Raw genomic sequence first — 15,203 nt, 5'->3', positions numbered from 1 at the left:
TGTCCCAAACGCTTTGACGACGTATAGTTAAAATTGATTTTGGCTTGATATTGCAAGTGACAGCCAAGGCAATAATTCACCAACCAATCAATCTCTACTACTGAAAGGGTTAGCATGGAAACTTTTTATGGAATTTTAGTTGCTATTGTATTGGCCATCGTTCTGATGGCTTTTCAAATTAAGAAAAAAAAGAACTCCTGGGTCGGAGTTGTAACAAAAATTAAAACAAAAGAAGCAGACTACAATTCAGATCCGGAATATAGCAGCACTAACGACTGGAAAAGCCAAGTATATATCCATTATCAGACAGATAGCGGCAAAAAAGGCAAAATTAATATCCCCAAACATCAATTGGACCAAATGTATCCTGACTTAAAAGCGGGAGACAAACTTAGAAAAAAGGCTGGCGATGATTTCCCTGTAAAGATATAACGTTGATATAGAGAATGCCGCGCGGCAAGTCGGTTTGAAACAGATATTTAGGCCAAATGATCAGGTTGTATAACGGTCTAAGCTTACGGGTTGGCGTCTTGATGCCAACCAGATTCAAGTATAAGGGCAATTATGCACATCAAGATGGATGCTTATTGTATAGCAAGTTTGCTGGCGAACGAATCATGCCCACCATGAGGCCGTAGTGAATTATCAGTTCCGGCTATTTGTGCTCTAGCGGCTAGGTGCAGCAAGGCAGAGATCAAAACGTCTTATAAAATGGTCGGCTTTAGCTAGATGGCGGCCACGGGAGCTAAGACCGACCGGCGTGGCCCCTCGGAAAATACTGTCTGTCTTGTCCATAGCCCATGCCTTTGAACTTTGTTTGTTCCTGTAGTGTCTGATCAGAAATAAAATTGTCTGGTTTGATAGCAATGATCGGTTAGCTATAGCGTTATATGTACTTAATCGCTAATCCATAATCCATGGAGATGTCATGTCCGAAGTGTCACCGCCAAGTTTAAGTAGATCGGTTTGGACTGGCTTACTAATTTCCATGGCTATGGGTTGTTTGTTGGGCTACCTGCGCTACTGGCTTGGTTTTTTCGTTATCGCACAAGGAGCGCTTTTGGGCTTGGGCGTGCCTTGGATAGTTGTCAAGGTTCTAGGTGGAGAAAAACCGTGGCATCCTGGGTTTAAAACCGCTTTGCTAGTCGCCGCGCTATGGTTCATTGGAACTAATGTGGGGCTCATGTTGGGTTTCGGATTAGCCCAACCCTGGTTTGAACCCGTGGGGTGGCTGTCGAGAATCTTGCACGATGACACGGCCGAGTTCGTGTTCGGTGTGGCCAGCACCGGCAGTTTTGCCAGGGGCGTGGCCATGGGGGCGCAAGGGGGGTTTTGGTTGCTCTTGTGCATTATCGACTGGTCGATCATGTTCTTTTTCATATGGATTATGCCGTGGGGCCAAGGTCAAACCGCTCGTAAAAAACTGGCAAAGGATTAATCATGATCAAAATCATACGCGTGTGTTTGTTGATCGGAGCCCTAATCTTTGCTGTGTCCATGCTTTTCGACCATGATCCCCAAAAAGATATACGCGTGGCATGGAAAGCTTACCGCTTGGGCGACATGGACAGCGCTTTGCGTCTGGCGCGTTTCGCCGCTCTGCTATCCGACGAAGAGTCCCAGATATGGCAAGCCTCCCACGAATTGCAAGCCAGGGCCTCGCTGGAGCTTGGCAATAGCCAATATGCCCGAAAAGTTTTGAATAATTTGCTGGCTGTGAATCCAGATCACTGGGGCGGGCTCCAGCTGCGAGGCAAGATAAGATTGAGCAATGGCGATGCGCAAGGTGCGTTAGAGGATTTACAACGCTTCAGCACTCAATCAGGAAATAGTAAACCGTCGCCAATCATGGCCGAAGCATTGGCTGAACGGGCCAAAGCCCTTTTGCAAGTGGGTGATGTCGATAGCGCCTATGAAGCAGCCCACACCGCTTACGAAGCAGCGCCTGGAAGCTGGAACACACAGTACGCCATGAGCCTGGTGTTAGAAAAAAAGGGCCAGCTGAGGCAGGCGTTGCGGTTCGTGGAAAAGGCGATCCGCTCTCGCAATAGGGCTCAATACGGTTTTTATCTAAAGCCAGAAGGTAAAAATTGGACGTATAGAATGGTAGAACTACGGAAAAAGATCGAGAGTGGAAACCCATCTGATGGATGAAAAACCCAACAGATGGCGCCCATTCATCACGTCCACCATGGGATTCCTTGGCGCATTTTACTCGCAGGTTATCCCGCCCTTAGACACAAATAGTGTGTCTACTAGATCGGCTTTCAATTAAATATAAATAGACAATTCACCCTAAACAGATTGGCAAATACACGCTCTACTTTCTCCATTTATATAAATACAAATTAAACATTGAAGTTTGAAAGTTTCCGCCGGTTCCGCCTCCTGAAATTACCAAAAGACCGTCAACATTTAAATCCTTCGGCACAACAAAATTGGCTTCGGGTGGGACACTTCCCTGACGAGAAGTATTAGCTCTTGCTATCGAGTTACTCCAAGCCGCGCTGCGATTTGCGCGCCCTTTTTTATTAAATTTAATTCCTTTTGAGGAATTATAAAAGCGCACTGCTATAGATGTTTGGTAACCATTTGCTCCACTCACGGTAGCTGTAAACTTGATTTTATCACCGGGAATCAATGTTGCGGGTGGCACAGAATAAGAACCGGAACCTGATACAGCCTTCGGGCCGTTCTTACTGCAGCTAGATTTACTTTTATGTACCGTCCAAGACCCACTACCACCAGAACAACGCACCTTATAGCATTCGTGTTTATAAAACGAACATCCGTTAATAGAGATTACCTTGGCCAAAACCCAGCAGCCGGATTTTTTGGCAGCCTTAACTTTCGTATATGCGAAAACTGCACTCTTGGATGAAATTGAGTTATTGCTATAAGGGTCTCTATCTGCATAAGCTTCGATCTTACTAGTTTCTGTTAAGGTAATCGGGGCCGAATAAATTGTCGGGGCACCACCATTTAAGCGATAAACAATAGATCCGCCATCTGGGCTACTCAAGGTTACATTTAATTTGTCATTAAAATCTGTATTGGGTGGAGAGGCTAATGGAGGACGCATAGAATCGTTAATAATTAGCTTCATATCGTTTGACGCAACCCAGAAACCACCAAAAAATAAATTCAATTGTGCAAGGTTTATTTCATTGTTTTTTAGTTCTATTTTCTTACCTAATATGATTCTTATTTTATTGTCATCTATCTTCAGTAAATAGTCTCCCATGACTTCGGAGAACCGTTTTTTGTTTATGATTATATTTGACCAAGATTTACCTCTACCTCCCGCACTGTTGAACCGTAGAGGCCTCTGATTCGGATACAGAGTCTTGTCAGCATAAACGCCGGACAGGACATGGGTGATAGAGCCTGTAATAGTTCTGTTTTTATCGTCCCAACTTTTAAGTTTAACTTTCACTTCGGGAATAAACATCTCTAACAGTTTGCAATTGGCTTTTACTGCTGTAGGAATCAGCACTTTCGCCTGATCAATAACGAGTTCTTCATCGGTGTATAATGCATAATGGTCGCTCGCAATAGCAGGAATATAAGTTTGCCGGAGATAATTTCGAACATTCCACCAAGTGTTATCAGCCCAATCAGCATGCGCAACATGAAACCCTGTTCTTTTGTCCACATAAAAACCTTCAGGGTCTAGATTACATCGATCGAGGTTTGGTTTTGGATAGGGGCGCATTCCGTTAGCGCTACGGACCTGTTGACCATTTCTGTTTTTGCCAGCAAGCGTGTCTGACGAGAAAAAGGATTGATTTGTAAAAAGAGCAACCTGATGAAAAAGGTTATTCATATCAGTGCAGTCGCCAATTTTACCAGAAATAGAAGTGGCGACCTTCAGCTTAGACCAGGCCCTAATCTTGGCATGATTTTTTGTTACATAATATTCATACGGATCGTATCTCATGCCTGTATAAATTTTCCCATTGGGATAACCAGGGTGGGCATCATTACGGACATGGGCGGGCACAGTCATGTCAGAAAGGAGATGCATTGTCTCCCCACAAGATCGCCAGGCAGCAGCAAAAAGTTTGTCTTTCATCTTGATGTTTTTTTCTGCCCAAGCCCTCCGCATATATTCTATGCCTTTGGAAAGGCTATACTTGTTTTCCGGATAACCTCTGCGCACCGGTCCTGTCAGAGCCCATTCACGCGCATCCATTCTAGGGTCGACAATAAATTTACCAGTGAGAAAATTACCAAAATCGTTAACTTTTTCCAAAAATTCGCTTGCATGGTCGGTAAGGTAGGTGACATTTCGATGGGTGTGTTTGTCTATCTGCACCTTCAGGGGGTCGTAAAAATGTCTCAAAGAAGAATACAACTCTGGTTCGTCGGCAGAGTATCCACCCATCTCGATCCACTTTTGATAATTACGACTTCGAAGGCATGTTTCAACCTCGAAAGTCCCGGATTTCCGAATGGCATAGCCTTCCATCTCATAGGTATTGCGTGCGAAATTGTACTTTTTAAATTTCTTATATTTTTTTCCAAAAATATCAAACGAGACGTCACGTGCGAATTTGTCTATTGAGCACCGATTTATATCTCTATGAGCATATACATTGTCATAGGCCAAAGCTTTATTGGTCTGCGGTGAAAAAATAAACAGAAAACACAAGGCAATCAAAAGGGGCAGCGTTAGTATTCTTTTCATCCTGATCCATACCCAATTTGCCGCCACTACGTGGTCTGCAAAATTATTTGTAACTGAAATTTCGCTCAGGCTTGCGGGTTGGCAAATCTCCCGCGAGAAGTTCGCTTGTGTGGCGGAACCGCCAAAGCTACAAAACACCATAAGCTCCTACTCTATTTCCTGTTGAGATTATCCTGTGCCCGAAGATTTAGGGATCTAAACCCGGCTTAGCTAAGGCCGTTAAAAGACACTTTCACCGAGATTATTGGTCCAGGCGGCTAGGATTAGAAATCCAGCGCGGATTTTACCGCTTTTTGTATTCAGATTTTGACATAATTTTCAAATATTTAAAGTTGCCCATATTCTGGAGGCGAACTCCGTTCCAGTGCCCCATCGCATCATAGACGGTTCCAGAAAGCAATTTCACCCAACCATGATTGGTAGCCCAATTTTTTGTACCTTTTATTGGTTTATTGTCTTTGCCAATAGCACCAAAATAGATTGAAATTCTTTGCTCTATTTCGCCTTTAGTATTTTTGATGTCTTGGTTAATTTTGGCTTTAACAATAAATTCCATCCTGCTGTAGTTTAGCATGCTGACTTTAACCTGCTGGACAGTAAATGGTAAATTGCCAAATGTTTTAAAGGGTATCTTGCTGCCAATAACCGGATTGCTCGAAATGAATTGTGCGACTTTAGCTTGTAATTTAGCCCTTTTGTCATTTGCAATCGCTCTGATTTTATCTTTTTCTTGTGCGCTTTTTGTATAGTATTGATCTTTCAGTTTGTCAATCTCCAGAAAATGCGCCTTGTAAATTGGAGCAATCCTATCAAAACACATATTAGTATTGTTGTTATTTGATGATGAAGCCCTCGTTGTGAAAGAAGTGGCAATTTTTTCTCTGCGTGGTTTCGCTAGAGAGCTACTGTTGTCTGTGGTTGATATGTGTTCTGGCTTTTTTGTTGGCAAAACCTTATTGCGCACTTCTATGGGTTCGCCAAATTTGCTTACAATTTGCTTGGGTTTTGTGGTTTCGACAGCAATCCGACCCAGCATATCTATTAGATAAGATGGTAGTATTTTAGATTTATCATGCCAGGATACAGCAATAATGGAATAGGCGTGATGGTCAACATATGGCGCAAAGGTAAAAAATTTCTTCCCTTTCGCTGAAAATACTACGGCCGGAGCATTTTTCATACCAAGGACGCTATATGGCGTAACCTTGTGCAAGGTTACATTTATATTGTCCGGGTCTTTGGCCAATTTGTTGTATGTATATGTCACAAATTTGCGATAGTCATTTTCGTTAAAGGAAAATTTATTATCACTTAGTATAATAACGCCATATTCATCGCCGGAATTATATACAAGTTTATATATGCTTTTTTCAGCTGAACCTAACCAGTTATCGGGCGCATTTATTTTAAACATTTTCCAGCTGACAGTTTTATTGGCAATATTATTATAATCAGCTGAAAATGCATTGCCGGCCGTTAGTAACAGTATATACAGTACTGACAATACACCGATGGAGTATAAAAACTTTTTCACATTGCCTCCCTTAAACAGAAAATCTAGCGGTTTGATGTTGCCTACCTCGACAGGCTACAAAAGATCGTCCAAGGTGCCAATCCTGTTGGCCCCCCTAATGCAACATGCAGATAGGCTCACACGGCATTTATATGTATTTGACAAGCTATACCGTGACCAAGCGGGTCTAGAAGTATTTTTTTGGTTAACTCCAGCACTTGGTGGATATTTTACGCTTCCTGCGTTTAGCGTTTTAGGACACCTCAATTGGCCAGTTCACCCTTCACGGCGGGTGGAGACGAAACGGCGGGGGCTAACTCCCCCGCAGGCGGTGGCGGCTCCGGGGCAGGGCCAGCATTTTCGTCGGAACGCCTAGCTCTGGTCAGAGGTTTTTCAGCTCCCAGATAGCGCGCGGCTACCCAGCCCTGTTTCTGGCTGTCCACAAGGGAAACCTTGATCCAGCCTGCCTTCCATTCGCTGGCGCTAACTTCCTGGCCTCGTTTCAGAACAGTTATTATGCGGCACTGGCTGCCGGGGCATTTGCGCAGGTTAAGCGCCCATGCATGCACGAAATAAGACCCCGCGGCCAGTTTGGGCGTTGGCTTGTTCTTGGTCTGCGTGGGGGTAAGGGCCTCCTGCAAGGAATCGATGGCCTTGTTTGTCTGAGCGCATCCTCCGAGAACCGACAACAAGACGATCACAAGCAGCGAGAGAAAGATTTTAATGCGCATATTTTTTAGCCCCTGTTATTTGATCTTGTGCTGCTTCAGCCACTTGGCCCTGGCTCTCACCTGACGGGCGTCTTCCGCATCCGGTTTGAAACGCAAGTATTGTTCATAGGAGTTGACCGCTTTGGCATATTGCCCGATGTGCTCCAAGGCCAGAGCCAGATTTTTGTGGGCCAAGGCAAAGCCTGGATCGGCTTGCAACGCCTGCTCATAGGCGGCCACCGCCTTTTGAGTTTTTCCGAGGCGACTCAAGGCCAGGCCCAGATCGCACCAAGCGGCGGCATTGCCCCGGTCGGCCTCGGTAGCTGCTTGGAAGGCTTGCCCCGCCTCTCGCCATTTGCCCGCCCGGGCCAGTTCTACGCCCTTGGCCACCAATTGTTCCGCATCAGGGGCTTCGGGTTCGCTGCTTATGGATTGCCCGTCGGTCTGCTGCTGGGTATCAGGCTGAGGGAAAGGCGAGTCGGTGGCGCTGGTGTTGCCCACAGGCTGATATTGATCACTATTTTTCTTGGGCAGGGCAAAGTCGGGTCTGCTGCTTAGGGATTGCTTGTCGGCCTGCTGCTGGTTGACAGGCAGAGAGAAAGGCGATTTGGTGGCGGTGGTGCTGCCTAGAGGCTGATTTTGATCACTATTTTTCTTGGGAAGGTCAAATTCGGGTCTGCTGCTTAGGGATTGCTTGTCGGCCTGCTGCCGGTTGTCAGGCAGCGAGAAAGGCGATTTGGTGGCGGTGGTGCTGCCAATGGACTGATTTTGATCACTATTTTTCTTGGGCAGGTGAGCGGACGATCTATTAATTTCATCGGCGGTGACTTTTGCGGCGGATACCAGATCTTCCGGCAGAGAGAGGGGCGAACTTGCAAGGGCCGCCTGGCCGCATACCAGCACGGCCAGGCAGGATATCATAAGGGCAATCAGCTGAAGCCGCACAACGTCGGTGTTCATGTCAATCCTTAATATATTGGTGCCCTTGCAGGGATGTCCATGGGATATTTGGACCATATGCCTTGCATCTCGGTGGGGTTGCCCATCTTATTTCAGCTACTGGCCCTGATATTGCGTGAGCCGACTCAGTCGAAGAAGAAAAAATCACCGTCACATAATGATCCCGGGAGGATAAACATTTATTCCACCAAAGACGGAGGATCACTTAAACGGCGTGATTTTCAAAATAACAAGAAATTTCGCCTTCGTAAACAAGTTCTTCAAGCCAAAAACCATCCGAGCTTCACGGGCAGAGGAATCAGCGAATTTTTAATTAGCCATCCTTGGGAGACTCTGTCTCTGAGGAGAAACACGCGATGGCTATCAAGGACGATTTGATGGAATAGTTGATATAAGGCCTGGACAAGCCGAGGAGCTGTTGGACAATTCTCAGCCGAGACCTTCCCCAGCCCCCGGCCCTGCCCGAGCAGTACAAGATCGCCCACGGTGCATGGCCGTGTTGCAGTCAACGCGGGCATGAGCCCGGCCGAGACCGACCAGGTGAGCGACCCGATCCGGTGGGGATGGGTGTTAGCCGAGATAAAGTATGGAAGCTTTTTTATTAGGCGAAATGAGCAAAAGCAAATTCTGGGCACCATTGCAGCCTTTACTCTTTCCTGACTATCTGGAGTCGGGAGAGCGTTTACCGCTAAAGACCAAGCGCAAGGCCCAACAAACATTAGCAAAAACTGGGTGTGTTTGGTGCCTTGCCCGCGCCAACTCGGTTGTAAAAGTGATCCGAAAAAAGCATAATGACAGATTCAGGGCCGCATTTCGCAGAAGCAAGGATAATAACATCATAATTACGGGTAGATAGCTTAGTTGGCCTATGACTGCCCAGCTTAGGGGTTACCCATGAGAAAAATTACATCCACCCTGTTGTGCACCGCTCTGATCTGCATCCTGCTGGGGGCTATTCCGGCAGCCGCCAAAAACCCGCCCACCAGCGCCGGCCAGCCCATAATCATGGTGGACGGGTCTTGGAACCCCAAGGTGGGCGCCTGGAGCGTTTACCGCATCACGGACCTCCGCACCAAGGACGTGTCCACCATGTATTTCGCCACATTGCAAAAGACCAGCGTGGAAGGCAAGCCGGCCCGCTGGATGGAGGTGGATGTAACCACCCAGGACAAGAACCAAGTCGTCACCCGCATTTTGGCCGAGGAATCCCCCAAGGGCCTGGGCAAGGTCCTGGAAGTGATCGTCCAGCCCAAGGGCTACGGCCCCTTCACGGTGCCCCAAAGCATGCTCGAGTCCGAGCAAGGCCCGAAAAATGACATGCAACGGGTAACGGCCGTAAAAAAGGTCAAGAAGCGCCGCTTCAAATTTAAAGGAACCCGCTTCGAGGCCTGGGAAGTGAAGGGCAAGGATGACCAGGGTCGCCCGGTGTCGGCCATAGTGAGCCCTTATGTGGCTCCCTTGGGGCTGGTGCAGTCCCGCACGGCTGACAGCGAGATCAAGCTGGTCAAGTTTGGCGACGACGCCAAAAGCCGCATCAAGGGCGATCCGGTGAACTTCTATTTTTGGATCACCCAGCAGGTCCTGCAAGGCCTGACCGCCCAATAGCCCCTAAAACCAAATTTCGATTTGGCAGGAAGTCTCATGAAACGCTTCATGCTGCCAGCCCTATTTTTGCTTTGCCTCCTGGCCTTCACCAGCAGCTGTACGTCGTCAAAGCGTTTGGGACAAGAATTGGCTTTTGCTAAAGGACACATTCCCTGTAGGCCTCGGGCCTGATCACCTCTTCATTTAGGGGCCTCAGCCCCAGATTATGGCGCCTCCTGCGCCGCACGGTTTGCTCCTTGACCAGATTTCTGGCCGTCACGGTTACTCTGGCTCGGACGTGATTCACATCGGCGGGGGTCAGGTCTAGCGGATTATTCACGATGGCCCCTTCAATGGTCTTCAAAAATGGAGGTATAGTTCCGCCCCTCAATTCTTCGTCGGAGGTTGGGGGGAAAATGTGACCAACGGGAGCGAGCTGGAGGCCGCCTTGTCGCGCGCAGAAGCCCAGCCAAAAAGCCTAGCCTTGACTGAAGCCGTAACCGCGTGTTGGGACTTGACCCGCTCCATGAAAATGGCCCAACAAGCTTTTCTTTCCAGAAAACAGCAAACGATACCAAACAGGATACGGATCAATGATATTTAGCGGCGACTTATATTAACTATAGGCAATCAAATGGGGTGGGAAATGTTGAATCTTAAGATATCAAGCAATTGGCCAAGATTACGAATTAAGTTAGAAGTGGAAAAACAATCTACAATACTCAGGCTATTTCAATAACCCAGCCTGTGCTAAGCACCCATCCTTCCGGCAAGCCAGGGCGCCTAGAGGGAGGATTTAAAATGACAAGATCAAGAAGATGACAGGGGACATCTGAATAGGTAAGTCCTCCCGTCGGGACTTTGGTGACCGATATGCAGGGATTTTGGGGGGGAAATAGGGATGTACCAGGACAAGACGATAATTATTAATACATTGATACCAAAAAAATAATTAGTAAAGATTGCGCTACGTTACGTGCTTCGATACAGGTTACTCAAAATCCCCAGGGGCAAACCCCCGTGTGGGATCGAATCCCGCCCCAGGCACCAACAATATCATGCTGTTATGCCAATGGCTGGTTCGCAAGAACCGGCCATATTCCCCCAAGATGACGTCTGTTCGGGCTGCGAGCGAAGCCCCGCTGCTCAAGCTTCAACGCGCCCCTACCCTTGCGGGGAGGGGCGCGTCGGGGTCGTCATGGCCGAGCAAAAATTGCCCTGGTTAGGCTACCACCCATTACCGAAGAGACAATCAGGACACCAACCCCTGGCGGGCGGCCTGGGTGTAGTTGCGGCAGAAGCGGTCGCGGCCCATCAGCAGCTCCGCGGCCAGGATGCCCGAGGTGAGTGGCTGATCGTTGGGGTCCATGATGGCCGAGTCCATGCCCGCCTCGATGGCCAGGGCCACGAAGGTGCGGTTGATCACCGAGCGCTGCGGCAGGCCGAAAGAGACGTTGCTCAAGCCGCCGGTGATGTGCACCTCGGGGAACTCGCCCTTGATGCTCCGGATGCACTCCAGGGCCTCCAGGGCGGCGGTGGTGCTGGTGGCCACGGTCATGATCAGCGGATCGATGAACAGATGCTCGTCGGGCACGCCCGCCTGGCGGGTGGCCTCCATGATGCGGCGCACCACCCGCAGGCGATCCTGTACCGTCTTGGGCATGCCGCTCTCGTCCAGGGCCAGGCCGATCACCGGGCAGGCGTGCTGGGCCACGATGGGCAGCATGCCCTCCAGCCTCTTGGCATCGCCGTTGATGGAGTTGATCATGGGGGTGCGGGCCACGTGGGGCATGGCCGCCTCGATGGCCGCCGGGCTGGAGCTGTCCAGGCACAGAGGGACCTCGGTCACCTCCTGCACCGTTTGCACCAACCAGATGAGGTCCTGGGTCTCGTTTTCCGGGTTGGTGCCCGCGTTCACGTCCAGATAGTCGGCTCCGGCCTGGGCCTGGCTCTGGGCCAGGTCTTGAATGAACTGGGCGTCCTTGGCCACGATGGCCTCGCCCACCTTTTTACGGGTGCCGTTTATCTTCTCACCGATGATCTGCATGGTGTCTTCTTCCTGTCCAAAGATGGGTTCAAACCTAGGCCGGAGTAAAGGCCAGGGAGCGGGTCATGAGCCTGCGAAACTCCGGCTTGGTGGTCAATTCAAGGTAACGGGTTTGGCCGGGCAGCAGGGCGGCGCGTTGCCTTTGATCCAGATCGGCCAGCATCATTTGGGCGCCTCGCCCGGCCGCGTTGCCCACCTGGCGATAACGGGCCGTGTCCAGCCGGGGCAGCATGCCGATGTCCATGGCGCTGTCTACGTCGAAGTGGCTGCCAAAGGAGCCGGCCAGCACCACCTCGTCCAGGTCCTGCTCGTCCACCTTGGCCTCGGCCAAAAGCACCCGCACTCCGGCGATGATGGCCGCCTTGGCCAACTGCACCTGCACCAGGTCGTCCTGGCTGATGGCCAGGTCCTGGCCGGTGGTGGTGTCGCCGGCCGGGGCCAGGAGGTATTCCGGTCCACCGCCGCCTTGGCGCACTCCGGCTTGGGAGGCGATCAGGTGGCCGCGCCGGTCCAGGAGCCCGGCCCCGAGCAGGGCGGCCACAGCGTCGATGATGCCCGAGCCGCACAGTCCGGCCGGGGCTCCGCCGTCCACCGTGGCGTAGGCCAGGCGGCCCTCCTCGTGCCAAACCCGGCCCACCGCCCCCGCGCCCAGGCGCATGCCGCAGGCCAGGTGGGCCCCCTCGAAGGCCGGGCCCGAGGGGGCCGAGGCCACCAGGAGGGGCGGGTCGCCGCCGGGCAGGGCCAGCGCGATCTCGGTGTTGGTGCCGATGTCCAGGCCCAGGCGTAGGCCGCTGCCGCGGTCCAGGTCCGTGCCCAGGATCATGGCCACATGATCCGCGCCCACGAAGCCGCCGATGCCGGGCGGGATGTGCACCCAGGCCCCCGGCGCGGCGGTCAGGCCCAGGTCCCGCGCCGGGATGTCCTGGGGCAGGTCGCTGGAGCAGACAAAGGGCGACAGGGCCAATTGCCTGGCGGGCAGCTCCAGCAAAAGCTGGATGATGGCCGTGTTGCCCACCAGGCAGAAGTCGGCCAGTTGAGCGGGGTCGGCTCCCGCTTGCTCCAGCAATTGCCGGGCAATCCGGTCGACGGCCCGGCGCAGGCCGGCGGCCAGCTCGGCCGCATCCTCCGGGCTTTGGGTGGCCCGGTTCAGGCGGCTGATCACGTCCGCGCCAAAGGGCGCCTGGGGGTTGATCAGCCCTTGGGCGGCCAGGAGCCTTCCGCTGTCCAACTCCAGCAGGTAGGCGGCCAGCTTGGTGGTGCCCAGGTCCACGGCCAGGCCGAGAGGCCCTTGTCCCGTGGCCAGGGCGCCGACTATCTCCCGCCCCCGCGACAGGGCGTTGAAACGCCAATCATGCTCGCGGGCCAGGCGCGAGATTTGGGCCAGGGCCGCCGGTGTGGCGCGATAAGGCGGCTGGGCGGGATCGTCCGCCAGGCAATCGGAAATTCGCCGCAAGTCGCAGCGCTGGTCTTCGATGCTGGGCGGGGCAGCGCCGATCTCGCGGCAGAGCACCGCCGGTCGGCCCACCAGAACCTCGCCCTGGTGCTCGATGACCTGCCAATCCCCGGCCTGGGCCTCGCGGCCCTGGGGAATGAAGATGTTCTGGTCGGCCAGGGCCCGGGCGCGGCAGGCCAGGCGATAGCCCGGCGGGGCCTTGATGCGCGCCAAGGTTTGGCGCTCGGCCTCCTCCGGGGGCGACACCTCGCCTTCCGGGCGCACCAGGCAGCGGCCGCAGGTCCCCTGGCCGCCGCAGTCGGAGGGCAAGTCCACTCCCGCGGCGGCTAGGGCTTGGCTGAGAAGAACCCCCGGGGTGGTGCTTACGGAGCAACCTTGCGGTTGGATCTCCAACACCACCCGGGGGTGGGGGGCTGGGTTGGTTGAATCAGACATGGTTGTCAGGGCCTGGGCTCACCGATGCAAGCTAGGCGCCGCGGCCGAATTCCCGGCTGGAGTCCAGGAAGGCCTGCATGTTGTCCACCTTGGTGTTGATGGGCGCGTCACAGCCGGGGCAGAGGATCAGTCCCTCGGGGCCCACGTCGCGCACCAGGTCGCGTACGTAGTTGCGCACGTCCTCGGGTTCGCCGGCGGCGAACAACTGGGAAGGCACGTCGCCCATGATGGCGGTGTGATCCTTGAGGATCTTGTGGGCCAGGCGGATGTCGGTCATGCCGTCGGGGTTGAGCACGCATTTCTTGGCCGGTAGCTCCAGCAGGCGCTCCAGGTCGCGGTTCCAGTTCTGGTCCCAGTGGAACACCGGGGTGATGTCTTGCTCGATGAGGGCCAGGGCCATGTCGCGGAAATAGGGCCACACCAGCTTGTCCCAGATGTCCGGGGCGATCATGGCGCTGGCGGTGCGCCAGCCTCCCACCCACACGCCAGAAACGCCGGACATCTGGGCCGCGCCGATGGTTTGGGCGGTCATGATGGGTGCGGCCACGTCCATGGCCGCCTTGACCTTGTCGGGCATGCGATAGAGGTCCATAAAAAATTTGCTCATGGACCGGGCGCCGCACAGAGGCTCGAAGGGAATGGTGCCTAGGGCGCCGTTGGCCACCATATATCCAATATTACGATAGGTATCGGCCACACCGGCAAAATTCTTCTCCATCCAGGCCCAGTGCTTGCCCCACATATCCATGTCCACGACCTTGGGGATGGTGCCTTCCACAAAAGCTTCCCATCCCTTTTCGACGATGAAATCATAGGCGTCTGTCCCTACAATTTCATTTTCTTTCACCTGCCAGAGTTCGCTGGCCGGCAGGTCTATGCCGGGCACCGCCACTTTGGAAAGCCAGATACCGGACAAGAGCATGGTGATGTAGCCGCTCTGCATAATGTTCACGCCATCAAAATCGCCGATGGCTTGCATTGAGGCCAGGCTCACCTCTCCAGCCTTGTCAGGGTTGGTGCAAAACTCGTGGATACTCATACCCATGTGACGCGGGGCAAAGGCGTTGGCCATGTACAGGCAGGGCACCGTGTCCACCGGTTCCCAGGCCAGGGCCTTGTCGTAGCGGGCCTGCTTTACCTTGTAGTCCTCGTAAGTCCCCTGGTAGCTCATGCCATCATCTCCCTGCTCAGGCGCACCGCCGCTTGGGCGTCCGAGCCAAAGGCATCGGCGCCGGTGTATTTGACCACCTGGCCATCCACCGGACCGCCGCCGATAATCACCTTGATCTGGTTGCGCATGCCCGCCTCTTCCAAGGCCGCGATGGTGGCCTTGATGGAATCATAGGCGGTGGTCAACAGGCAGGAGAGGGCCAGCACCTTGGCCCCGCTCTCCTTGAGGGCTTCCACGAACTTGGCGGCCGGTACGTCGACCCCCAGGTCTTGCACTTCGAAGCCGCCGGACTTCAGCATGGCCACCACCAGGTCCTTGCCGATGTCGTGGATGTCGCCGCCCACGGTGCCGACCACGATCTTGTCGCCCTTGGCCACGGCGTCGCCGGTAAGCTTGGGTGCCAGAATCTCGTTGATGGTCTTGAAAATCTCGCCGGACATCATCAGGTCCGAAACGTAGAAGCTGCCTTGCTCGAACTTCTCGCCCACCAATACCATGCCCTGTTGGCAGGCGGCCAGGATCTCCTTGGGGTCCATTCCTTGCTCAAGCTGGGCCTTGACCAGGTCCAGGGCTTCCTGTTCCTTGAGGTCGGCCATCAGTTCTGAAAGATTGTTGCTCATGGTCTTTATGCTCCTAATCT

Annotated in this window: 12 protein-coding genes; 4 read left to right on the top strand and 8 right to left on the bottom strand. The window is 52.8% G+C overall.

What is annotated here, in order from left to right; genetic code table 11:
- Positions 1-114 precede the first annotated feature (114 nt).
- From KQH53_14205 to KQH53_14195, 3 genes are all read left to right on the top strand, one after another.
- Positions 115-432: a hypothetical protein gene (locus KQH53_14205; protein MCB2227829.1), complete on the top strand. Its 318-nt coding sequence runs from the start codon at positions 115-117 to the stop codon at positions 430-432.
- A 496-nt stretch (positions 433-928) separates the two neighbouring features.
- Entirely contained in the window at positions 929-1,438 is a 510-nt protein-coding gene (locus KQH53_14200) for a hypothetical protein (protein ID MCB2227828.1), read from the top strand.
- Between the two features lie 2 nt (positions 1,439-1,440).
- Positions 1,441-2,154, top strand: coding sequence for a hypothetical protein (locus tag KQH53_14195; GenBank protein ID MCB2227827.1), 714 nt, complete (start codon positions 1,441-1,443; stop codon positions 2,152-2,154).
- A gap of 166 nt (positions 2,155-2,320) precedes the next feature.
- Here the strand turns inward: KQH53_14195 and KQH53_14190 are convergent, their stop codons facing one another.
- The 4 genes from KQH53_14190 to KQH53_14175 all read right to left on the bottom strand — a co-directional run bounded on the left by KQH53_14190 (position 2,321) and on the right by KQH53_14175 (position 7,873).
- Complete coding sequence (locus tag KQH53_14190; GenBank protein ID MCB2227826.1) at positions 2,321-4,828, bottom strand: chitobiase/beta-hexosaminidase C-terminal domain-containing protein; 2,508 nt, start codon at positions 4,826-4,828, stop codon at positions 2,321-2,323.
- Positions 4,829-4,973: 145 nt separating this feature from the next.
- Complete coding sequence (locus tag KQH53_14185) at positions 4,974-6,224, bottom strand: hypothetical protein (protein MCB2227825.1); 1,251 nt, start codon at positions 6,222-6,224, stop codon at positions 4,974-4,976.
- A gap of 242 nt (positions 6,225-6,466) precedes the next feature.
- A complete protein-coding gene (locus KQH53_14180; GenBank protein ID MCB2227824.1) occupies positions 6,467-6,934 on the bottom strand; it encodes an SH3 domain-containing protein in 468 nt (155 codons plus the stop codon).
- Positions 6,935-6,949: 15 nt separating this feature from the next.
- A complete protein-coding gene (locus KQH53_14175) occupies positions 6,950-7,873 on the bottom strand; it encodes a tetratricopeptide repeat protein (GenBank protein MCB2227823.1) in 924 nt (307 codons plus the stop codon).
- A gap of 894 nt (positions 7,874-8,767) precedes the next feature.
- Between KQH53_14175 and KQH53_14170 the strand changes: the two genes are divergently transcribed.
- A complete protein-coding gene (locus KQH53_14170; GenBank protein ID MCB2227822.1) occupies positions 8,768-9,478 on the top strand; it encodes a hypothetical protein in 711 nt (236 codons plus the stop codon).
- Between the two features lie 1,231 nt (positions 9,479-10,709).
- Here the strand turns inward: KQH53_14170 and KQH53_14165 are convergent.
- Genes KQH53_14165 through KQH53_14150 form a run of 4 tightly spaced genes read right to left on the bottom strand, consistent with a single transcriptional unit; the run spans position 10,710 to position 15,183 of the window.
- Positions 10,710-11,504, bottom strand: coding sequence for a methyltetrahydrofolate cobalamin methyltransferase (locus KQH53_14165; protein ID MCB2227821.1), 795 nt, complete (start codon positions 11,502-11,504; stop codon positions 10,710-10,712).
- A gap of 34 nt (positions 11,505-11,538) precedes the next feature.
- Positions 11,539-13,392, bottom strand: a complete 1,854-nt coding sequence (locus KQH53_14160; GenBank protein ID MCB2227820.1) for a DUF4445 domain-containing protein — start codon at positions 13,390-13,392, stop codon at positions 11,539-11,541.
- Positions 13,393-13,423: 31 nt separating this feature from the next.
- Entirely contained in the window at positions 13,424-14,563 is a 1,140-nt protein-coding gene (locus KQH53_14155; protein MCB2227819.1) for a hypothetical protein, read from the bottom strand.
- A complete protein-coding gene (locus tag KQH53_14150; GenBank protein MCB2227818.1) occupies positions 14,560-15,183 on the bottom strand; it encodes a cobalamin-dependent protein in 624 nt (207 codons plus the stop codon). The genes KQH53_14155 and KQH53_14150 overlap by 4 nt, the downstream gene beginning before the upstream one ends.
- Positions 15,184-15,203 lie beyond the last annotated feature (20 nt).

This window comes from Desulfarculaceae bacterium (assembly GCA_020444545.1).
In the GTDB taxonomy this organism is placed as follows: Bacteria; Desulfobacterota; Desulfarculia; order Desulfarculales; family Desulfarculaceae; genus Desulfoferula.
Note: the sequence above shows the minus strand (reverse complement) of the source record. Positions and strands in the feature narration are given on the sequence as shown.